Raw genomic sequence first — 20,540 nt, 5'->3', positions numbered from 1 at the left:
TTAAAATTTTATCAAAAAGACACTTTATTATTTTTATACAGTTACGTATAATATAAGTAGGGACATAATAATTTTTGTTAAATAGATGACATAAGAAAAAATAATAAGAAAGTAATGGTGAATTTATTGAATGAAAAAGATTATTTTAAAAAAATAGACGAGCTACTTTCTATGTCATCCTTGAATTATAGTGAGATAGAAAGAACTGTACTAGAAGCAATTGAAGACAAGCTTCCAGCAGAGGACGCAAGGAATATTTCAAAACTTTTAGAATACTGTGAGCTTCCTTATGCAAAGGTTAAGCTATATAAGTATTTAGGAGACAAGTCCGTTGTTGCAAATAGTTACCACGATGCAGTTGCATATTACACTATTGCTGTAGATATTGCCGATGAATCCGATTTTAAAGAGGAGAAACTACTTCTTTATAATAATATTGGGGCATGTAAGCTTATGGAAGTGCAGTATGAAGAGGCTATTTACTATTTTAACAATGTACTGATTTTGAGCAATAGGCTAAAAAGTTTTTCTGTGTATAAAAAAAGTATTTATAATTTAGCTTTAGCTTATTTTAGTGTATTTAAGATTGATGATACCCTAAGAATAATAAATAATATGGACCAGTATTTAGATAAGAGAGAAAATAAAGTTATTTACATAAAAATGAAGATTCTAGAAGCGCAGTGCTATGAGGAAAAGGGTTTATTGATAAAGGCAGTGAAGGTTTATGAGGAGTTGCTTTCAGAGGAAAAGGATATTCCTCCAATTTTGTTAGGGAATATTTATAATAATATAGCAAACAATATGCTGCTTCAAAAGAATTATGAAAAGAGTAGAGAGCTTTTTGAAAAGGCTTATGAAATAAGAAAAGATGAAGAGTACGGGAACATATCCCATGTACTTATAAATAGTGCAAGCTTATATCTAGAAATAAATGATATGAAGGAATTCTTTAAAAGAATAAAAGAAGGCTTAGAACTTTGCAGAAAAGAAAATGATTATGAATATATAATTACTGGTCTTTTGAAGCTGGAAGCTGCTTATAGAAAGCTTCATGATAAAGAAAAGCTAAAAGAGGTTTATCTAGAGATGCTTAAGGTTGCCGAGGAAAACAATCTAAGAAAGGACACAATGTATGCCTTAAATAAGCTCATAAGTATGGAGATAAAGGATAAAAATTATCGGGAGGCTTATATTTACAACAATAAGCTCAATAATTACATAGAAAACATTGTTAATAATTAAGTCCTCTTAAAGGAGGGATGAGATTGGAATTTTTAACACAAGGAGAAAAGTTAAAAAAGCTGAGATTAGAGCTAAACTTAAGACAAAAGGATCTATCCGATGATAAGGTTACTAGAGAGTTTATATCCATGGTGGAAAAGGGAAAAAGGAATTTTAGCAAGGGCAATGCTATAAAGGTAATGAGGAAGCTTCTTGACATTGCAAAGGAAAAAGAAATCGACCTAGAGCTTGATGAAGAATACATGGCCAGAGATATCAATGAGGATGCAGAGCTTTACTGCATCAGAAGGGTAGAAAACAAAGCTTCTCTTGAGGAATGTGAGAAGCTCTTAAAGATTGCTGAGGAGCATAAAGCTCATTATGCTAAATCCAGGATATATAAGCGTATGGGAGAGCTTCAACTTTATAATCAAGAAGCTGTTCAGGCTTTTATTAGCAATAGCAGTGCTTTAGAGATACTTAACCTCAATAATATAGTTAAGGATAAGCCTATTATATTTAATAATATGGGAGTCTGCAAATTAATGCTTATGGATTATGAAGAGGCAGTATTTTATTTTAAAAATTCGCTGATGATTTCTGAGATTATTAATGATTATAAGATATATAATAGATGTTTATTTAACTTAGCTTTGGCCTATTCACACCTGGATAATTTACCTGAGACATTAAAGACATTAGATAGGTGTATTACAAGATTAGATAAGGTTAAAGAATTTAAGCTGTATGTAAAAGCCAAGATTTTGGAAGCACATAGTTATTCTAGAATGGATGAGAATGAAACTGCTCTTCGTATTTATAAAGATGTAGATGAGGATTATAAATATATCTCTGAGTTATCTAATGAAGATGAAATTGTTTTAGCTAACTTATATAATAATATAGGATATAGTTTACTATCTTTAGGTAGATATGAGGAAAGTGAAATTTATTTCGATAAATCTATTGTTTTGAGAGAAAAATACAGCATAGAAGATTTATCACACACATTAATAACTAAGAGTGTGCTCTATATTAAAACTGAACAATATGAAAAGTCATTAGAATGCCTTCATAGAGGAATTGATCTTTGTAGAGAATATAATGATTATGAATATTGGAATATTGCATTAAGAGACCAGGAAAAAGTTAATTTGATAAAAAATGACATAGAAGGTCTTAGACAAACATATTTACAGTATATAGAATTATCCGGTAAAAACAATAATGAAAATACTAGAATATATGGGTATAATAAACTTATGAGGCTTGAACTTTTATTAAATAATACTTCAGAAGCTATGAAATATAGCGATAAATTAAATGCCTACATTGAAGAAATTCAATCAAATACACAGCTTCAATGGTAAATAAAATAATAGGGAGGGATTGACATGAAAAAGACAATAGCAGCCTTACTTACTGTTATGTTATTAGCAGGTGGGATAACTTTATTCGCTGGCCCAGAAAGACCAAGACCAGAAATAGTTAAAGCTCCAGTATTCTTTCAAGCTTAATTACAACAATTTATTTTCCATGATTTTGAGTAATTAAAGACAGTCCTAAGCACTAATTTTTAAAATAGTGATTAGGACTTCTTTTTTATGGACATAAATGTTAATAAATAGTTAATTGAATATTTTTTTGTAATTATAGAAGGAATTTCAGAAGAACTGTAGAATATATATCTATGTAACAAAAAATATAAAAAAAGTTACTTAGGGGTTTAGATGTTACATTAACATTATTTTACAAAGATTAGTGTTTATTATGTAAAGGGGTGAAAATTAATGGAGATTTTTAATATGGTTTTGGCTAGTACCATAAGCCTTTTTATAGGGTATTTTGTCTGCGCCTTGCTATTATTTGTCCGTGGGAATAGAATGTTCTCTGGACCTAGCGGAAGAGAGCTAGAAGGAATTTGTGATGAAGAATTTACTCATTATATTGATGAATATCTTCAAAATGGAGCAGAAGAATCAGAAAATCTCCATAGACGAAAGCTCAGAATTAAGATGTCTGACTCTATTTTAGCACTTTTCATTCTTATATCTAGACATTTCGTTAAATAACTTCCTTACATTTTTAATAATTGTAGCGTCTATTTACCAAGTAGCCTTTTTTATGATAATGTCATTCCTCTTTTTATATATAATTAGGTCCTGTAGCTAATATCGTACAGGACCTTTTTTTGTACTTTATATTTTATTCAGCCCCATAGGTATATTATACCTAATAAGGCTGGTCTACTAAAAGCTTATATTGCAGAGATTTCCTCTACGTCATAGCCTGCATCCTCGATAGTTTCCTTTACGAGATCCTGAGATACATTACCGTCTATTACAGCCTCACCAACAGATACCTTTGCAGAAACAACTCCCTGCAGATCCTTTAATGCATTATCAACTCTTTTTACACAATGCTGGCAGGACATTCCTGCTATCTTTACTTTTAACATTATAAACGCCTCCTAATTATTTTTATGCTAAATTTCTTGAAGCATATTTATATTAAAGCCTGCTTCCTCTACTGCTTTAACAATATCCTCGTCGGAGGTATCCCCTTCGATGAAAGCCTCTTCACGGCTTACAGTAACAGAAACGGCATTATTAACCTTACTTAAAGCTTCTCTAACTCTATCCATGCTTCCCTCTGTATAAAGTCCTTCAATAATAGCTCTCTTCTTAATCATAGATTCTTCCTCCTTTAAGTTATTTATTATAATTATACTAAATAACATTTACCAATAAATAGGAAAGGAGCAATGTTAATACTATATTAAACTAAGCTGCAGGCTTGAAGGTTTTAAGCCTAAGGGCATTGAGAAGTACTGATACGGAGCTGAAGCTCATGGCTAGAGCTGCCAGCATGGGGTTCATCAAAGGACCTCCAAAGGCGTACCAGATTCCCATGGCTATTGGGATTCCCAAAACATTGTAGCCAAAGGCCCAGAAGAGATTTTCTTTGATATTCTTTATGGTCTTTTTGCTCAGCTGTATTGCTGTAACCACATCCATTATATCACTCTTCATAAGAACTATATCTGCTGATTCAATGGCAACGTCAGTACCGGAGCCTATGGCTATGCCAACCTCAGCTTGAGCCAGAGCTGGGGCATCGTTAATTCCATCTCCCACCATGGCAACCTTTTGTCCTTTTTTCTGGAGCTTTTTCACCTCCATAGCCTTATCCTCTGGAAGAACCTCAGCTAGAACTAAGTCTATTCCTACTTCTTTTCCTATAGCTTCTGCAGTCCTCTTATTATCTCCGGTGATCATAGCTACCTTAAGTCCCATGTCATGGAGCTTTTTGATAGCCTTTTTGCTTCCTGCCTTAAGGGTATCTGCTACGGCTACAATACCTATAAGCTCGCCTTCTTCAGCTATATACATGGGAGTTTTACCCTCCTCAGCAAGGCGGTGGGAGACTTCCTCTATATCTTCAGAAAGACTTATATTTCTTTCAGTCATAAGCTTCTTGTTTCCAAGAAGAAGCTCAGAGCCTTCTATAGTAACCTCTATACCTCTACCAGTTATAGCAGTGAAGGCTTCTGTTTCCTTAAGGGCTAGGCTTTTTTCTACTGCTGCATTCACTATTGCTTCTCCTAAGGGATGCTCTGATGCCTTCTCACCACTGGCAGCTAAGAGAAGGAGCTCTTCCTCTGAATGCTTTAGGGTAATTATATCCGTAACCTTAGGCTTACCTTCTGTTATAGTACCGGTCTTGTCAAAGATTATTGTATCAATCTTGTGTGCTGTCTCCAGAGCACCACCGCTCTTAATCAGCACTCCATATTCAGCTCCCTTGCCTGTACCTACCATAATTGCCGTAGGAGTAGCAAGACCTAAGGCACAAGGGCAGGCTATTACAAGAACAGAGATAAATATAGTTAAAGAAAATATTGTATCCTTTCCAACAAAGAACCATACTAGAGAAGATATAAGGGCTAAAGCAATAACCGTTGGCACAAAGTAGCCAGAAATTATATCAGCAAGCTTGGCTATAGGAGCCTTGGAGCCCTGCGCCTCCTCCACAAGCTTAATTATCTGAGCTAGGGCTGTATCCTTCCCTACCTTTGTTGCTCTATATTTAATTGAGCCATTTTTATTTATGCTGGCTCCATATACCTTACTGCCCGGGGATTTTTCTACTGGGATGCTTTCCCCTGTAAGCATTGCTTCATCTATGGAGGTAAGACCCTCTACCACTTCTCCATCCACTGGGAGCTTTTCACCAGGCTTAACAATTACTATATCTCCAACTTCTACCTCGTCAATGGGGATTATAAGCTCCTGCCCATCTCTTACTACAGAAGCATTTTTGGGAGAGAGGCCCATGAGCTTTTTTATTGCGTCTGAGGTCTTTCCTTTAGTTACAGCCTCAAGATATTTTCCTAATGTTATAAGGGTTAAAATCGTTGCAGCTGATTCAAAATACATATCGTGAGCATAGTGCTTATGACCTAAATAAATATGGTATATGGCAAATAAGCCATAAGCCACAGCAGCGAGACTACCTATAGATATCAAGGAATCCATATTAGGGCTGCCAGTAAGCAAAGCTCTAAAGCCTACCTGATAGAACCTTCTACCTGCTATTAACACCGGTAATGTAAGTGCAAGCTGTATTAAAGCGAAGGTAAGAGGATTGTGGTGGGGATCCATAAAGGAGGGGAGGGTCATGCCAACCATAGGACCCATTGCCACTATAATAAGTGGAACAGTGAAAACAGCAGACAGGACAAATCTATTCCACAGCCTCTTTGCTGCTAGCTCCTTCTTTTCTCTATCATAATCTCCAGAGGTCTCTTCCTCTAATTCTACAGCCTTATAACCAGCCTTCTTCACGGCATTTTTTATAGTAGCCAAGTTAACCTCTTCCGGGTCATAAGCTCCTGTGAGCTTTTCTGTGGCTAAGTTTACTGAGGCACCCTCTACCCCGGATAGCTTGCCCACAGCACGTTCTACCGCTCTAGAGCAGGCTGCACAAGTCATACCTTCAACCTTTAAGGATAGGGGCTTTGTCAAGGGAATGGCCTTATAGCCTGCCTTCTCTACGGCCTTTATTATATCCTCTTCCTTTAGCTTTTCGTCATTAAAGTTAATATTCATTTTTTCTGTGGCTAAGTTAACAGAAACCTCCTCTGCACCCTCTACCTTTCTAAAGGCACGTTCTACTGCCCTAGAACAGGCGGCACAGGTCATTCCCTCTATTTTATAGGTTTTACTTTTCATAGTACAAACCTCCTTAAAAATAATTTGAAGTCAAAAGTTTATTTTTCTAGTAGCTTATTTAATATGCCTAACATCTCATCAATTTTTTCATCTGCGCTATCTGAGGTAATGGCATCCTTAACACAGCACTGCATATGCTGTTTTAATATTTGTTGATTAGCTTTTTTTAGTAGAGATTGAGATGCTATTATCTGATTGGATATATCTATGCAATATCTATCGCTCTCAATCATTTTAATTACGCCATCTATCTGACCTCTACAGACCTTTAATAGCTGAAGTGCCTTTTCTCTCTCAGGATTCATATATTCACCTCCATACCCTACCCCCCAGGGGGGTGTATCCTAATTATATTATTGTTTAGAAAATTTTTCAAGCTACAATAATAATATTTTTTTTCTTTTAGAGAATACTATTTATATACTTTATAATGCCATAGCTTTTTACTATGTATTCACAAAAAATATTCTCAAGGAGGAAGGTCTATGAAGAAATTAGCTATACTTTCACTTATATTAGCAGCTGGAATCACCTTCTCAGCCTGCGGTGGCAATAGAAATAATGGAACCTCAAATAACGCCAATGGTAATAATGCCATGGAGGATAGTAATAGAAATAATAACGGTACAGGAATGAATGATAATGCAGGAAATACTATAGACGCTACGGACAATGCAGGTAGCAATATAGATAACAATGCAAGTGGAGGAGGAGTAACCTCTAACTCTGGAGGCATATCTGGAGCAGGTGGATCTACTACAGGAAGTAACAGTAACAATGCTACCAGCAAGGGTAATTCTGGCACTAATAATACTGCTGGAAATAATGCAGGTACTTCAAACAATGGAGCAACCTCAAATAATGGAGGTACTTCCAATAACAATACTGGTGGAAGCGCTGGGAATCAGGCTGCTTCTTCAGACTACGGATTAGCTGAGGCAACAGCTCTTGTGAATGACACTATTAATCAGGTGAATAAGGTAACTCCTTCTGGAACTGAGCAAGAGATGACTACTCAGCTATATAATGCTGAAAGGCTACTTGATGCAGCTGAGGACAGAGTTGATGCTGTAGAGGATAAAATAGAAGGGGCTTATAAGACAGGAGCCTTATCTCGTGATCAATTTACAAAGTATAATTCTCAAATAGATGCTCTGGAAAATAAGCTTAGTACAGCAGAAAATAAACTAGAAAACCGTTTTAATATAGATGATTAATTTATATTAGAACTAAATAAGGCTCTCAGAGATTTTTTATAGAATCTCTGAGAGCCTTTTATTTTTTATCTTATTTTAAGCTAGGGTATAATCTATTATAGGAGTTTCTCCAGCTTTCGCTTCGATGCCTATAGCTCCTTTTAGCTCACTAACCACATCAGGGTTTGTTACCAGTACAGGAGTTATTAATGAATAGCCTTCTGCCTCGATAGCTTCCTTTTCTATTCTCACTATAGGAGTACCAGCTTTAACCTTAACTCCCTGTTCCACAAGCTTTGTAAAGCCTTTTCCGTTTAAAGCTACAGTGTCTATGCCTATGTGAACCAAAAGCTCTATTCCATTTTTCATTGTTATAGCAAAGGCATGTCCTGTACCGAATAAAAGTGTTAAAGTACCGTCTGCAGGAGAAACAATTTCATTACCTGTAGGCACTATAGCTACTCCGTCTCCAGCAAGCTTTTGAGCAAAGACCTCATCGGGAACCTCAGATAATTCAACTACCTTTCCAGTAACTGGTGCCACTATCTCTTTATTTTTTTTAAAAAAATCGAACATTCTAGTCAACCCTTTCTTAATTAATAAACATACTGTGCTTATTAAGCTAATTATATACGAGATTCTCTTTGTAATAAATGGAATACTATTTAAATTCAAAAAAAGTCTATATAATATGCACCTAAGTACTTAAAGAGAATCAGTCATAATATTATATCACGTAAATTAATTGGTGTCATATGAGAGTGGCTTCTATAAGGGCGATGAAAACCTTTAATAATTTAAATTTATTAAATAATCACAACTATTAGAGTGTATGCAATATTATATTACTATGCAAGGGGGTGTTTTGAATGAAGATTGGACTTGTCCTCGCTGGTGGTGGAGGTAAAGGAGCTTATCAAATAGGGTTGTGGAAGGCATTAAGAGAGCTGGGGATAGATAAATATATAAGCGCTGTCTCAGGGACCTCCATTGGAGCCTTAAATGCAGTTCTCTTCGCCATGGATGACTATAATGCTGCAGAGGAAATCTGGCTCAATATTACAAGAGAGAAGGTTCTTCCTGTAGATAACCTTGAGCTTATAACAAAGGGAATAAAGCTGTTAATTGGCAATAAGAACATAAATTTTGTAAAAAAGTTTACACCTAAGCTTTTAGAACAGGGGAATGTATCTAGAGAAGGGCTTTTAAAGCTTCTGGATCAATATATAGATTTTAATAAGCTCATGTCTATATCTATCCCAGCCTATGCTACCTGTACTGAGCTTCCTGATATTAAAGCAAGGTATTTTAAGCTTAATAATTATGATGAAAAAACTGTAGTTGACATATTATGTGCCACCTCTGCCCTCCCTTCCATATACGAGGCTGTGGATATTGAGGGAAGGAAATATGTCGATGGAGGAATGGTAGATAACATTCCTGTCCAGCCTGTTTATGGTGAGGGTTGCGATATTATATTTATTGCTCATTTAAATAATGAGAGTATAGTAGATAGAAGACGATACCCTAATACAAGAACAATACAGATAGCGCCAAGCTCTGCTCCAGGAGGAGTTTTTACAGGCGTTTTAGATTTTTCTAGAGAAAGCATTAAAAAAAGAATAGCCCTAGGCTATGAGGATACTATGAATTTAATAGCGCCTCTTCTGGAAATTGGAAGCTATAAGGCAAGAAGGGCTCCCTTAGAGGCTTTTAGCAGTGCCAGTAAAAAGATAGCCTCCAAATCTAGGAGGGTTGGTGCTGAGATTTTTACTTTTTATAAGAAAAGTCCTAAGAAAAAATCCCTGTAAATAAAGGCATGGTTTTAAGGTGCATAAAAAGCTTTTCCAAAGGCAAAAAATATTAAAGGAGAGGACAACTAGCTTACCCCTCCTTTTTACTGTTGGTTATTATTAAGCTTAATGGTGATGTGCTTTAAATAAGGCGCTGTCACCAGGATTAAAGGTAAAATTTACAAAGATAATAGCAATTATTATAAAGGTGATAACGCTAAGAAGGTTAAGAAGCTTATATTCTTTAGTAGAGCTTATAATTTTGTAACAAAGATAATGGCCTAAAAGGGATGAAAGTATGAAGGTGGTAATGTCCACAAAAAGTATGGGATGACCTACAAAAGAATAATAGCCAAAATACACACCAGTAATGATAAAAGCCGTGGTAAGAAAAGCTATCAGCTTTCCTAAAAATAGATTGTTTGTTGTCTGATTGAGATAATAATACTCGATAATACCAAAAAGGATTATGGGGACAAAGGCCAGCTTTAAATGCTCCCAGGGACTCTCGTTTACCGCGGAAAAAAGTCCAACTATTACATTGTTTCCAGAAAGCTCGTAGGTAAAGTGTAGGGCTCCACCTACCACTACAGTAAATATGAAAGCAACGACCTCTAGTAAAAAAACTCTACTGCTTTTAATAATATATCACATCCTTATAGTGTATATAATATTTACCTCTTATTATATGTATAGTTTTATAAAAAAAGAAGCAAATTAATAGTTAAATATTTCTTAATAAGTATAGTTTAGCCATAAATAAAAGGAAATAACATTAACTTTATCCTTAAAGTGTAAAATGATATAATAATTGTAAGAATATTTGTCTAATATTTTTATTCAAAGGAGGAAATAAAATGAAGCTACAAGATTTAAAAATCAAAATTTTTGCTGATGGAGCTGATGCTAAAGAAATGTTTTCCCTCTATAAGGAAGGAACGGTTCAGGGCTTTACCACAAATCCATCTCTTATGAAAAAAGCTGGGGTTACAGATTATAAGGCTTTTGCAAAGGAGGTTGTTAACAGCATTCCGGATATGCCACTATCCTTTGAGGTTTTTTCCGATGATTTCGAGACCATGGAGAAGGAAGCAGATATAATCGGTGCTTTAGGTGAAAATGTATATATTAAGATTCCTATAATAAATTCCAAGGGTGAGAGTTCTGCGTCACTTATTAAAAAGCTATCTAATAAAGGGTATAAGCTTAATATAACCGCCATATTTACTGTGGAGCAGGTTAGAGTAGCAGTAGATGCTCTATCTGCTGGTACTAAAAATATTATTTCAGTATTTGCGGGAAGGATAGCTGACACAGGAAGAGATCCTGAGAATATAGTTCTTGAGTCTAGGGAGATTTGCAGAGAAAAGGAAGGAGTAGAGCTTCTTTGGGCCAGCTGCAGAGAAATTTATAATATAGTAGAGGCTGATAGACTAGGCTGTGATATCATTACAGTTGGCAATGATATATTAAGCAAGCTTGATAATTTCGGAAAAGATTTAGAAGAAGCTTCTCTTGATACTGTTAAGGTCTTTTTAAAGGATATAAAAGCTTTAGGTTTTACAATACTGTAAATAAATGACTTAAAGCTGGATTATATATAAGCTTATATAATCCAGCTTTTGGCCAATTTTTTAAAAGATAATATCTCCTAAAAAAAGGACAAGGTGGGCTTTAAAATTTTGTAAAAAGAATATTGACAGTAAAAGCTGTGGCGAGTATAATAGCTTATGTATTGGATTACTATTAATAATTGCTCTTTGGATCTTTAGCTCAGTTGGTTAGAGCAACCGGCTCATAACCGGTAGGTCCGGGGTTCGAGTCCCTGAAGGTCCACCATATTTAAAAGTCCGAACTTAATCCCGATAGGGAATGGGTTCGGACTTTTTTTATTTTGTTAAGTTAAATATCAGATACAGATTGCGACAAAGTTTAAATTAAAGATTAATTTGGTGCTAAAAAGCTAAAAAAACCTCCTTAGAAGACTATGAGTCTAAGGAGGTTTTTGTGCTTTATTGAAAACAATTATTATTTAATAAATAGTGATATAAGGACTTAGAGTTACATAAATATAGATAGGTGATTTATTTAATAAATTAGCACCTAATACAGCATTTTATAGGAGAGTCCAATGGTGATAAAAGGTAAAAGGAAAAGAGCCGAACCAAGGAAAAAATTCAAGAAGATACTAGTGTACCTGCTTACATTAACTATAGTTTTCTCTTTAGCATTTTCGGAAGGCTATCCATCACAAGCTCTTGGTAGCTCAGGTGAACAAGGAGAGGAAGCTTTAGGGGTAATGGCTGAGCCAGAAATAGAGAATGAAACCTTTAGTACAGCTCTTAATCAGGCTAATCTTCAAGATGTAGCAGAAGATAATAATATGGGACAACAATCAGAACAGACAGCTGTAGAGCCAGAATCAGAGGATCTGACAGAGGAGCAAGGCCAGGAGGACTCATTGATTAAAGAAAATTCTCAAGAGAATCCTGAAGAGAATCCTCCGGCTGAAGGAGATGCGCAAGAAGAGTTACCTAATGAAACTCCAGAAAAAAATGAGGATAAAACAGAAGAAGCTGAAGTAGCCGCAGAAGAACAGATGATTAGTCCAATGGCAGAGTCAGTTGTAGTGACAGAACAAGATAGACCGGATACTTCAGAACTTTTGAAAATTAATCTTTTTGATTATACCACCAATCGAAGTGAAGGGTCAGGAAATGTAGGGATAAATCAAGGACGTACTCTTAATTTTAATCCTGGAGTAACAGGATTAGGTATTAATAATTATACCGGGTCTTCTCAGACTAGACAGAGAATTGTACAAGGACTTCTTGATAATGGATTTCCGAAGATGAACCATGGAAATAAAGAAAGCTTAAGCTATCTTTTTGATTCTCAGCTTATTCCAGATGTAAAAGAACCACATTTAGGAATGAACAGACTGTTTTTGTTTAACCCCAATACACGATATTATTCCTTCGATAGTACAGAGTACTTTGCGGAAGCTAACACAGCAACAAAGGAGTTTACTGTCTATAAGGATTCAGCCTCTAAGGGATTTTTTCCTTTAAATCAATACAACTATATAAAAGGTCTTACTACCAGACCAGAGAGTTTGAAGTTTTATGACAGCAATGGTAAAGCGATAACAAAAAATAGCTTCTATGGAGTGGGAACTGGCTCTGCAAATCATTACTTTGGACTCCATGTCAGCGGACACTTTGTTCAGCCAGTGGATGGTAAGATTACTAGGGAAGACAAGGGCCGAGAGGATATGATATTTCATTTCTCTGGTGATGATGACTTATGGGTATTTATAGACGGAGTCTTAATTCTTGACATTGGAGGAATACATCAAGCTTCTTCTGGAAATATAAATTTTGCTACAGGAGTTGTAACAGTATTTAATAACGGAGATAGCTCAATTAGAAAAAATGATATTAAGACATTATATAAGGCAGCTACAGGGAGAGATTTAAATGGTAGAGGAAATACCTACGGAGATGATACCTTTCATTCAATAGATGTTTTTTACCTAGAGAGAGGTAATTCGGCTTCGAATCTTATGATACAGTTTAATCTTGACCTAGTGCATACCGGAGATATTATAGTTGGAAAGAAGCTGGAGGCCGAAGCAGGAGGAGTGCTAAACACTGAAGCTCCCATAAACAAGGAGTATACTTTTGTTTTACACAGCAAGTCCAGTGGAGATACAATAGGTGCGCCGATGACAAATATTCCTTACAGTATACATGATAAGGATGGGAATCCTTTAAAGGATTCCTCCGGTGAAGAATTAAAGGGAGTTACTAATAATGTTGGAGAATTTACCTTAAAATCAGGACAGTATGCAAAATTCTCTAATATGAGAACTTTTGTGGATTATTTTGTGGAGGAGAAGAATATAAATGCTCAGGACTATAGTGAAGTTAAGGTTACAGTTAATGACGGTAGTCCTGAAACCAAGAGTTATAAGCCTCCAACAGGGACATTGAAAAGCGATGCTTTTAAACTTACTAAGGACCTTAAGAAAGTAGAGGTTATTTTTACTAATGTTATAGATAAAGATAATCTCATATCTTTAGAAGTAATTAAGAAATTAAAAACAGACACCCCGGAAGAGCAAAGCGCAGCAGAATATGCCTATGGTGATAATAGATTCCAAATAAAGGTTGAGATAGAAGGAAGCCTGTATAAAAACGGATCATATAGTCTTTATAGGACAGAAGATAAAGGAGATACATGGACCAAAGTAAGGGATGATAAAACGAAAAATGATGGCACATTGACTCTTAAGCCCGATGAAAAAGCCGTTATATCTGGCCTTATGGGAGGAAGCTCTTTTAGGGTAGAGGAACTTTTGGGGGATGATTCTGATAAATTTAATCTTAGCTATGAGATTATCGGTGGAAGGAATACATCTACTGATGATGGAGCTAGGGGCTCGCTGAATACCGCTAGTGATACAACAGGAAGAAAAGTTGTGACGGTAACTGTAAATAATACGCCTTCTTCGTCATCTGTTGTCATTAATAAGATTGATAGTGTAACAAAGCTAAGGATAGGGGGAGCTACCTTCATTGTTTATGGAGATGAGGCCCTGACTAAAGAGCTGATAATTGTTGAATCACAGAAGGACATCAGCACCAATATATCTGGACTAATGGTTGGTAAGACTTATTATTTAAGAGAAACTGCCCCGGATGGTTATCAGGAGAATGGTAGTGTTTACAAGCTAGAGATACACAACGAGAGTAGGTGGACTATAACTCCTGGAAATATTGTAAATAGTAAATGGACTGCATCAGGAGATGGTAGGACACTTACTGGCAATGAGGAATATATCATAGAAAATCACCGTTTATCTTCAGTAAGACTCATTAAGAAGGATAATAATGGTGGTTATCTATCAGGAGTTACCTTCAGACTAGAAAAGCTTATGGCTGACGGAACTATAGAGGGTAACTATATAGATAAAATCACTGATGATTCTGGATTAGTGGAGTTTAACAATCTTCTACCAGGAAGATATAGAATCACTGAAATAGCCACAGTGCCAGGATATAATCTCCTTACGGAACCTATAGAAGTTTCTCTTCCTTTGAGGGAGTCAGAGGTGCCAGAGGAAAATGCTGGTATTAAACCCTATGCACAGGACGGAACCACCTATTATTATGACAAAGTTGAATATATCATCACCAATAGTCCTAATTTTACAGTGCCCACCACAGGAGGCAGTAATTATTACTACGGAGGCCTAGGGGGATTGCTGATCATGGCTCTAGCCTTAGGAGGACTAATCTATAGAAAAAAAGCCCTTATAAGGGCTAATTAAGCTCTTCATATTACTATGGTAAATAAAAAATAATAAATATTAATTAGAGAGAGGTATGACATGAAAAAGATTAAAAATTTTAAAAGATTCCTTACAGCCCTAGTATGCTGCTGCCTGCTTGTTACTGGTTTTTCCTTTAGTGCTGGTGCTACTGGAAATCAAGAGGAGAAGAAACCAACTATAGATAATAATAAGAAGGGAACTTTAACTCTATACAAGCAAAAGAATGTTGCTGGTGGTGGATATAATGAGAATAATCCAGTAGTAGAAGGTGCTATATTTACTGCTTATAAGGTAGCTAGTATAAGTAGCGGTGGTATTACAAGCCATATAGCAAATAAGACCTTTACTGGAACAACACAAGTGGATAGTGCTTTGATAACTCTAGTTAATGCTAACGCCGAAAACTTAAGAAAATATATATCTACTGAATCATCCACAGAGAAAGGAACCTATACCTTTGGTGAAATGGAGTTAGGTATATATTTAGTAGTTGAAACTCAAACTCCTGCTAATTATTATGCTACCACCGATGCCTTCCTAGTATCAATTCCTCAGACTAATACATCAGGAGATAATTGGGAATATGATATAGTAGCTCGTCCTAAGAATAATAACATTACCGTTGATAAGTCCGTTACTGATGCAAATACCAAAGCTGATTCCTATAGCATAGGTGATGTGGTTCCTTTTATAGTACAATCAACTATTCCTATGTATTCTAAGGATACTTACACTTATAATACAAACAAAGAAAGAACAGGAATATCAACTAATGCAACAGCCATCTATTACTTTACTGATACTATGTCTAATGGGCTTACATTTTTACCTAATACCGTTAAGGTTACTGCAGGCTCATCTGTGCTCATAAAGGATACTGATTATATAGTAACACAAGAAGGTGCTAAGATAACAATTTCCTTAACAAATGTTGCTTTGGCAGTGCATGCTGGTAAGCAAATAAAGGTTGAATACTCAGCAACTCTCAACGAAAATGCAAAAATCACCGATGGAGAAAATAACTCCGTAACCTTAACCTTTACCACAAACCCACAAACTGGAGATAAGGTTTCAACTACTCCAGTGATAACTAAGGTTTATACCTACCAAATGGATGTAACTAAGACCTTTGAAAATAATCCAACAGTTGATTTAACCAAGGTACTCTTCACTCTTAAGAATTCAAATGGAAATAGTATTTTTGCTAAGAATATAAATGGTGTATGGACCATAGATACAAGGGTAAGTAGTATAGGTAATGGCTTTACAGATAAATTAACCTTAACTAAGGTTGGAGAAGAACCAAACATCCAATATAAGCTTATAATCAAAGGCCTCGAGGCTGGAACCTATACCCTCACAGAAATAGCCACCATCCCTGGCTACAACCTATTAAAGGCTCCAATTAATATAGAAGTAGATGAGACTAAGGATGATAAGGGAGCTGTAGTATCAGGAATTGTTAAGGCTAAAGTCGATGGTAAGGACATAATATCTGAAACAGGTAGCTTCACCTTTACCGTTAACAACACCAAGGGCTTTGAGCTTCCTCAAACTGGAGGAATGGGAACTTGGATGTACACCTTAGGTGGCTTGTTTATTATGGCAGCTTCAGCAGTATTGATGCTTTCAATGAGAAAGAGAAGAGCTGTTAAGTAAGAAAATATATTTCTTTAGTTTGTAGGGGAACGGAATTATCTGTTCTCCTATAGCTTTATATAGGAAAGGGAAGGAGATTATGAAAAAGGGATTAACGATTGGTATTCTGGTGGTGCTTTTTATTGTAGGGATTTTTATTACTGCTTTTCCCTTTATAAGCAACTATTATTATGAGCATCAGCAGGAGAAAATTATTGTAGATTATCAAGAGCATGTTGAGACTGCAGATGATGAGTTGCTGGAGGAAAAGAGAAGGAAAGCCATTGAGTATAATGAAGGACTTTTGATAGGAAATGTGGTTCAGAGAGACCCTTTCGACCCAGAGGCACTGGAAGAGATTAATGAGAGCTATGAAAATCTTCTCCATTTCGCAGATGATGGAGTTATAGGTTATATAAAGATACCAAAAATAAACGTTAACCTGGCAGTTTATTATGGCACAAGCGAGGAGGTTTTAGAAAAAGGTATTGGTCACTTGGAAAACACCTCACTGCCCATAGGAGGAAAAGGAACTCATGGAGTTATGTCAGGGCATACAGGTCTTTCAGATAAGAAGCTTTTTACGGATCTCCCGGCTTTAAAAGAGGGAGATATGTTCTTCCTTTATGTTTTAGGGGAAACACTAGCATATCAGATAGACCAGATAAAGATTGTAGAGCCTCACAATACCACAGATTTAAGGATTGATAGTCAGGAGGACTATATTACTCTTGTGACCTGTCATCCTTATGGTATTAATTCTCACAGGCTTTTAGTCAGAGGGACAAGGATACCCTATGAAGAGGAGCTAGTGGAAGATAATAAAGAAATCTTAAGTTCTGTAGAGAGCAGCTGGTTAAAGGAATATAAAAAAGCTCTTATCCTTGGAATTTGTAGTATTGCTTTTTTCCTTGTTTTATATCAATTGATGAAGAGGCTTATAGTCTTTAGGAAGAGGAGAAGAAGAGATGATTAGAAGGATATTTTTTATCATAGGTATTTTTTTCTTTTTAGCAGGGCTTGCACTGTTTCTATATCCTCAGATTAACGGGTGGCTGATTGAAAAAGACAATGAGAAGGCCATAAGCTCCTTTAAAAAAGAGAGAGAAAGTCAGATGAAAAATGATGCTGATATAGAAAGAGAAAATCCAGAGCTTTATGAAGCTATAAAAGAATATAACCTAGAGCTTTTTGAAACAGGTCAAACAGATCTTAAGGATGCCTGGAGCTATGAGCAGGATCCAATAAATTTAGAAAGCTTTTCTCTTAAGGAAGGAGTTATTGGCTATATAGAAATTCCAAAAATCACCGTTGAGCTACCCTTATACTTAGGAGCCTCAGAAGAAAATATGAGTAAAGGTGCTACAATTTTGGGTGAAACCTCTATTCCTATAGGAGGGGAAAACTCCAATAGCGTAATAGCTTGTCACAGAGGATTTAGAGGTGCGGCGTATTTTAAGGAGATAGAAAAGCTTGAGGCTGGAGATATAGTTTATGTTACAAATCCCTGGGAAAAGCTTATATATGAAATAAAAGAGGTTGAGGTTATAAATCCTAATGAAATAAGTAAGGTACTGATTCGTGAGGGAAAGGACATGATAACATTAGTTACATGCCATCCCTATAGAGTCAGCACCCATAGGTATGTGGTTTATTGCGAGAGAGTAGAATAATTTAGTTTTTTTGATTTTTAGTTTATATCTCTTATAATATAATTACATACTATATAGTAAATGAGATACTAAGGATATATCATAAGAGCTTTTAGCTTTTTTGTTCCTGCTTTGCTGATAAGATTATAATCTTCCCTTTCAAAGACAGCGTTTTCCGAATTCTCTTCAAGCCACAGAGTATAAGAGTCTATTTCTTTGTTACTATAGGATAGAATTATTTTGTATTCAGCTTTTATAGGAGGAACAGTATTAGTCTTTGTAGCTTCCTTTTTCAAAATTGACTTTATAAGCTCTAAGGATGAAGCATCTCTAAAATACCAATGGTCAATAATAGAGGCCTCCTTATTAGGATTAAATTTATATATTTCTATTGCTTCTATGGATATACTATTTTTCTCACCTTTGCCTTCTGTTTTTTTTAGTGAATTAGTTTTATCAATGCCTGTACTAGTATAAAATATTGAGGTAGCTATCATAAGGAAAAGTAATAATATTAGCAGTGGAGAAGTCTTTTTCTTTTTATCAATATACATAGGACACCTCTTTTCCAAATATTGGTAATAAAATAATTTTACTACAGCAGTGATATATATAAAAGGTTAAATTATATATTATGTACAAATATTTTAGACCAGAAGTCAGACTGGAGTGAGTATTATTGAAGGGTAATGAAGAAGGCTATTGTGAGCTTTGTGAACGCACAGGGGTAGTAACTACAAGGCATCATCTAATCCCTAGAGAAGAGGGAGGTAAGGATATGGGTACCGTAAAACTCTGTCTACCTTGCCATAAACAGATACATGCTTTATACACTAATAGGGTTCTTGGGCTTAGACTTAATACCATAGAAAAGATGAAGGCTGATGAAAGAATTGCAAGGTATCTTAAGTGGATTAGAAAGCAGAATCCTGAAAATATAATTACTGTGAAAAAATCTCGGCAGAGAAGAATGAGTAGATAGCTTTAATTAAATATGGAATATAAATATAAAGCACTGCTTCCTCAGCAGTGCTAAAATTTCTTGAAAATACTATTCTGTCCTTATTCTTATATTGCTTTATCCTATTATTTTCTTTACTTCATTAAGAGACTTGTGTATTTCCTCAAGCTTTTCCATTCGTTTTTGTTCTAATCCCTTGGTTTCTTCTAGCTCTTTTACTAGCATATCGAAGCTTTTATTATCGTTATTATGGTGATTTCTAGATATTTCTAATCTTTCCTTATCTATTTCCTGCTGAATAGAGGATATATTGTCCAGGTGGCCTTTTATATTAGTATATTGCTCGTCAGTGAGCTTCTTTCCCTGGGTGGAGAGACCATCTAGCTTCTGTCTTATTTCTCTTCTAAGATTACCAATCTCCTGCTGCTTTCCTCTAACTAGCTCTCTTATATCTTTAATTTCCTTTAATAAAGCATCTCTCTGCTGAACCTGTTCCTTAGTGAGCTTTAGCTCTGAGGAAGGCTTTTCTTCCGTGCTGCTGGGGTTTGCTTTTTCTAGGCTATGATGTATATCCATGGCTTGAATATCCCAGCAATCCTCTTGAAGGGCTAGGGCAGGAGAGGCAGTGGTAAGGAGTAGAGCTGCAGTTATAGTAAGAGTCATTAATTTTCTATTCATTTTGTGAACCTCCAGAATTAATCTTATTTATAATAAAAAAATTACTTATAGATTTATAATTGCTATTAAGAGGTTATCCTATACGTTTTTATTAGAATTTTTTTAAAAATAATTGATTATTCTTCAAAATCTTAGGCTTTCTTTGTATTACTCCTTCTAGTTTCATTTTATAGACTTTGACTATCTTTGACCTTAATATTATAATTATAACTGTAATAAGGAAGTAAGACATATACAATAAAAATAAAGCCTATAAAGGGCGTAATATAATTAATAAGGAGGTTTTGCATATGTTTGAAATGGTTCCTTGGAGAAGAAACAATAATGGAGTTCAAAAAAGAGGTGACTTATTTGAAGATATGATAAATAGCTTCTTTAATAATGATTTTTTAGTACCCTCTAAAGTATTTGGCAATAACTTTTTAGTAGATTTGAAGGAGACAGATACAGAATATACTATTACAGCTGATCTTCCTGGCGTAGATAAAGAGAATATTAGCTTATCCTATGATAATGGCTACCTTACTATAGCAGCTAAGAGAGAAAATGTAGTGGAAGATAAAAAGGAAAGCTATGTTAGACAGGAAAGAAGCTATGGTGAATTCAGAAGATGCTTCTATATGAATAATATAGATCATTCAGCAATTGATGCAAAGTTTAACAACGGAGTTTTGAGTATTAAGGCTCCAAAGCTTCAGGAAGAGAAGAGAAGTGGAAGGCAAATAGATATTAATTAGTTTATAGAGCTTCCCTAAAGAATATAAAAGCATATAAATATAAAAACAGGCTATTTTTAAAAGATAGCCTGTTTTTGTTGTGTGTTAGC

21 protein-coding genes and 1 tRNA gene are annotated in these 20,540 nt (G+C 35.3%); 14 read left to right on the top strand and 8 right to left on the bottom strand.

Translation table 11 applies throughout. The features are described 5' to 3' along the window. The first annotated feature begins 114 nt into the window (after window positions 1–114). The 4 genes from ACPWSR_RS05580 to ACPWSR_RS05565 all read left to right on the top strand — a co-directional run bounded on the left by ACPWSR_RS05580 (window position 115) and on the right by ACPWSR_RS05565 (window position 3,296). Window positions 115–1,245, top strand: coding sequence for a tetratricopeptide repeat protein (locus ACPWSR_RS05580; protein WP_426350713.1), 1,131 nt, complete (start codon window positions 115–117; stop codon window positions 1,243–1,245). Window positions 1,246–1,268: 23 nt separating this feature from the next. Next, on the top strand, window positions 1,269–2,594 hold the full coding sequence (locus tag ACPWSR_RS05575) for a tetratricopeptide repeat protein (RefSeq protein ID WP_426350712.1): 1,326 nt from the start codon (window positions 1,269–1,271) through the stop codon (window positions 2,592–2,594). A gap of 24 nt (window positions 2,595–2,618) precedes the next feature. Beyond that, entirely contained in the window at window positions 2,619–2,741 is a 123-nt protein-coding gene (locus ACPWSR_RS05570; protein WP_426350711.1) for a hypothetical protein, read from the top strand. A gap of 273 nt (window positions 2,742–3,014) precedes the next feature. Then, window positions 3,015–3,296: a hypothetical protein gene (locus ACPWSR_RS05565; RefSeq protein ID WP_426350710.1), complete on the top strand. Its 282-nt coding sequence runs from the start codon at window positions 3,015–3,017 to the stop codon at window positions 3,294–3,296. Between the two features lie 185 nt (window positions 3,297–3,481). Here the strand turns inward: ACPWSR_RS05565 and ACPWSR_RS05560 are convergent, their stop codons facing one another. The 4 genes from ACPWSR_RS05560 to ACPWSR_RS05545 all read right to left on the bottom strand — a co-directional run bounded on the left by ACPWSR_RS05560 (window position 3,482) and on the right by ACPWSR_RS05545 (window position 6,763). Beyond that, the gene (locus ACPWSR_RS05560) at window positions 3,482–3,682 is read right to left on the bottom strand and encodes a heavy-metal-associated domain-containing protein (protein WP_426350709.1); all 201 of its coding nucleotides are present in this window, start codon (window positions 3,680–3,682) and stop codon (window positions 3,482–3,484) included. Window positions 3,683–3,709: 27 nt separating this feature from the next. After that, window positions 3,710–3,916, bottom strand: a complete 207-nt coding sequence (locus ACPWSR_RS05555) for a cation transporter (RefSeq protein WP_426350708.1) — start codon at window positions 3,914–3,916, stop codon at window positions 3,710–3,712. A 91-nt stretch (window positions 3,917–4,007) separates the two neighbouring features. Then, on the bottom strand, window positions 4,008–6,458 hold the full coding sequence (locus ACPWSR_RS05550) for a heavy metal translocating P-type ATPase (RefSeq protein ID WP_426350707.1): 2,451 nt from the start codon (window positions 6,456–6,458) through the stop codon (window positions 4,008–4,010). A 38-nt stretch (window positions 6,459–6,496) separates the two neighbouring features. Further along, window positions 6,497–6,763 (bottom strand): metal-sensing transcriptional repressor, encoded by a 267-nt coding sequence (locus ACPWSR_RS05545; protein WP_426350706.1) that lies wholly within the window; start codon window positions 6,761–6,763, stop codon window positions 6,497–6,499. Window positions 6,764–6,943: 180 nt separating this feature from the next. Here ACPWSR_RS05545 and ACPWSR_RS05540 point away from each other — a divergent pair, with 180 nt between their 5' ends. Then, window positions 6,944–7,675, top strand: a complete 732-nt coding sequence (locus ACPWSR_RS05540) for a hypothetical protein (protein WP_426350705.1) — start codon at window positions 6,944–6,946, stop codon at window positions 7,673–7,675. A gap of 75 nt (window positions 7,676–7,750) precedes the next feature. Here ACPWSR_RS05540 and ACPWSR_RS05535 read toward each other — a convergent pair whose 3' ends face one another. Then, window positions 7,751–8,230 (bottom strand): PTS sugar transporter subunit IIA, encoded by a 480-nt coding sequence (locus tag ACPWSR_RS05535; protein WP_426350704.1) that lies wholly within the window; start codon window positions 8,228–8,230, stop codon window positions 7,751–7,753. Between the two features lie 293 nt (window positions 8,231–8,523). Here ACPWSR_RS05535 and ACPWSR_RS05530 point away from each other — a divergent pair, with 293 nt between their 5' ends. Beyond that, the gene (locus ACPWSR_RS05530) at window positions 8,524–9,465 is read left to right on the top strand and encodes a patatin-like phospholipase family protein (protein WP_426350703.1); all 942 of its coding nucleotides are present in this window, start codon (window positions 8,524–8,526) and stop codon (window positions 9,463–9,465) included. Window positions 9,466–9,573: 108 nt separating this feature from the next. Here the strand turns inward: ACPWSR_RS05530 and ACPWSR_RS05525 are convergent, their stop codons facing one another. After that, on the bottom strand, window positions 9,574–10,089 hold the full coding sequence (locus tag ACPWSR_RS05525) for a DUF6512 family protein (RefSeq protein WP_426351354.1): 516 nt from the start codon (window positions 10,087–10,089) through the stop codon (window positions 9,574–9,576). A gap of 215 nt (window positions 10,090–10,304) precedes the next feature. Between ACPWSR_RS05525 and ACPWSR_RS05520 the strand changes: the two genes are divergently transcribed. The 6 genes from ACPWSR_RS05520 to ACPWSR_RS05495 all read left to right on the top strand — a co-directional run bounded on the left by ACPWSR_RS05520 (window position 10,305) and on the right by ACPWSR_RS05495 (window position 18,096). Next, entirely contained in the window at window positions 10,305–11,021 is a 717-nt protein-coding gene (locus tag ACPWSR_RS05520; protein ID WP_426350702.1) for a transaldolase, read from the top strand. A 188-nt stretch (window positions 11,022–11,209) separates the two neighbouring features. Then, window positions 11,210–11,286: transfer RNA gene (locus ACPWSR_RS05515), tRNA-Ile, on the top strand. 292 nt (window positions 11,287–11,578) lie between these two features. After that, window positions 11,579–14,782, top strand: coding sequence for a SpaA isopeptide-forming pilin-related protein (locus tag ACPWSR_RS05510; RefSeq protein ID WP_426350701.1), 3,204 nt, complete (start codon window positions 11,579–11,581; stop codon window positions 14,780–14,782). A gap of 60 nt (window positions 14,783–14,842) precedes the next feature. Next, the gene (locus tag ACPWSR_RS05505) at window positions 14,843–16,444 is read left to right on the top strand and encodes a SpaH/EbpB family LPXTG-anchored major pilin (protein ID WP_426350700.1); all 1,602 of its coding nucleotides are present in this window, start codon (window positions 14,843–14,845) and stop codon (window positions 16,442–16,444) included. 79 nt (window positions 16,445–16,523) lie between these two features. After that, window positions 16,524–17,399: a class C sortase gene (locus tag ACPWSR_RS05500; RefSeq protein ID WP_426350699.1), complete on the top strand. Its 876-nt coding sequence runs from the start codon at window positions 16,524–16,526 to the stop codon at window positions 17,397–17,399. Continuing rightward, entirely contained in the window at window positions 17,392–18,096 is a 705-nt protein-coding gene (locus ACPWSR_RS05495; protein ID WP_426350698.1) for a class C sortase, read from the top strand. The genes ACPWSR_RS05500 and ACPWSR_RS05495 overlap by 8 nt, the downstream gene beginning before the upstream one ends. 68 nt (window positions 18,097–18,164) lie before the next feature. On the opposite strand, the gene ACPWSR_RS05490 is transcribed toward ACPWSR_RS05495, so the two are convergent. Then, window positions 18,165–18,629: a hypothetical protein gene (locus ACPWSR_RS05490; RefSeq protein WP_426350697.1), complete on the bottom strand. Its 465-nt coding sequence runs from the start codon at window positions 18,627–18,629 to the stop codon at window positions 18,165–18,167. Window positions 18,630–18,754: 125 nt separating this feature from the next. Here ACPWSR_RS05490 and ACPWSR_RS05485 point away from each other — a divergent pair, with 125 nt between their 5' ends. Then, window positions 18,755–19,057, top strand: a complete 303-nt coding sequence (locus ACPWSR_RS05485; protein WP_426350696.1) for an HNH endonuclease — start codon at window positions 18,755–18,757, stop codon at window positions 19,055–19,057. A gap of 96 nt (window positions 19,058–19,153) precedes the next feature. Here ACPWSR_RS05485 and ACPWSR_RS05480 read toward each other — a convergent pair whose 3' ends face one another. Next, the gene (locus tag ACPWSR_RS05480; protein WP_426350695.1) at window positions 19,154–19,714 is read right to left on the bottom strand and encodes a hypothetical protein; all 561 of its coding nucleotides are present in this window, start codon (window positions 19,712–19,714) and stop codon (window positions 19,154–19,156) included. Window positions 19,715–20,004: 290 nt separating this feature from the next. On the opposite strand from ACPWSR_RS05480, the gene hsp18 reads away from it, so the two are divergent. Beyond that, on the top strand, window positions 20,005–20,451 hold the full coding sequence (gene hsp18 / locus ACPWSR_RS05475) for a heat shock protein Hsp18 (RefSeq protein WP_426350694.1): 447 nt from the start codon (window positions 20,005–20,007) through the stop codon (window positions 20,449–20,451). Window positions 20,452–20,540: the final 89 nt, after the last annotated feature.

This window comes from Alloiococcus sp. CFN-8 (assembly GCF_049943125.1).
Lineage (GTDB): Bacteria > Bacillota > Clostridia > Clostridiales > Clostridiaceae > JAEXZL01.
Note: the sequence above shows the minus strand (reverse complement) of the source record. Positions and strands in the feature narration are given on the sequence as shown.

Excerpts from the sequence above, each read along its gene's own strand:
- ACPWSR_RS05540 (WP_426350705.1), top strand. The coding sequence starts at position 6,944 with ATGAAGAAATTAGCTATACTTTCACTTATATTAGCAGCTGGAATCACC.
- ACPWSR_RS05535 (WP_426350704.1), bottom strand. The coding sequence starts at position 8,230 with ATGTTCGATTTTTTTAAAAAAAATAAAGAGATAGTGGCACCAGTTACT.
- ACPWSR_RS05555 (WP_426350708.1), bottom strand. The coding sequence starts at position 3,916 with ATGATTAAGAAGAGAGCTATTATTGAAGGACTTTATACAGAGGGAAGC.
- ACPWSR_RS05570 (WP_426350711.1), top strand. The coding sequence starts at position 2,619 with ATGAAAAAGACAATAGCAGCCTTACTTACTGTTATGTTATTAGCAGGT.
- ACPWSR_RS05560 (WP_426350709.1), bottom strand. The coding sequence starts at position 3,682 with ATGTTAAAAGTAAAGATAGCAGGAATGTCCTGCCAGCATTGTGTAAAA.
- ACPWSR_RS05490 (WP_426350697.1), bottom strand. The coding sequence starts at position 18,629 with ATGTATATTGATAAAAAGAAAAAGACTTCTCCACTGCTAATATTATTA.
- ACPWSR_RS05505 (WP_426350700.1), top strand. The coding sequence starts at position 14,843 with ATGAAAAAGATTAAAAATTTTAAAAGATTCCTTACAGCCCTAGTATGC.
- ACPWSR_RS05520 (WP_426350702.1), top strand. The coding sequence starts at position 10,305 with ATGAAGCTACAAGATTTAAAAATCAAAATTTTTGCTGATGGAGCTGAT.
- ACPWSR_RS05500 (WP_426350699.1), top strand. The coding sequence starts at position 16,524 with ATGAAAAAGGGATTAACGATTGGTATTCTGGTGGTGCTTTTTATTGTA.
- ACPWSR_RS05550 (WP_426350707.1), bottom strand. The coding sequence starts at position 6,458 with ATGAAAAGTAAAACCTATAAAATAGAGGGAATGACCTGTGCCGCCTGT.
- ACPWSR_RS05565 (WP_426350710.1), top strand. The coding sequence starts at position 3,015 with ATGGAGATTTTTAATATGGTTTTGGCTAGTACCATAAGCCTTTTTATA.
- ACPWSR_RS05580 (WP_426350713.1), top strand. The coding sequence starts at position 115 with ATGGTGAATTTATTGAATGAAAAAGATTATTTTAAAAAAATAGACGAG.
- hsp18 (WP_426350694.1), top strand. The coding sequence starts at position 20,005 with ATGTTTGAAATGGTTCCTTGGAGAAGAAACAATAATGGAGTTCAAAAA.
- ACPWSR_RS05545 (WP_426350706.1), bottom strand. The coding sequence starts at position 6,763 with ATGAATCCTGAGAGAGAAAAGGCACTTCAGCTATTAAAGGTCTGTAGA.
- ACPWSR_RS05480 (WP_426350695.1), bottom strand. The coding sequence starts at position 19,714 with ATGAATAGAAAATTAATGACTCTTACTATAACTGCAGCTCTACTCCTT.
- ACPWSR_RS05530 (WP_426350703.1), top strand. The coding sequence starts at position 8,524 with ATGAAGATTGGACTTGTCCTCGCTGGTGGTGGAGGTAAAGGAGCTTAT.
- ACPWSR_RS05495 (WP_426350698.1), top strand. The coding sequence starts at position 17,392 with ATGATTAGAAGGATATTTTTTATCATAGGTATTTTTTTCTTTTTAGCA.
- ACPWSR_RS05510 (WP_426350701.1), top strand. The coding sequence starts at position 11,579 with ATGGTGATAAAAGGTAAAAGGAAAAGAGCCGAACCAAGGAAAAAATTC.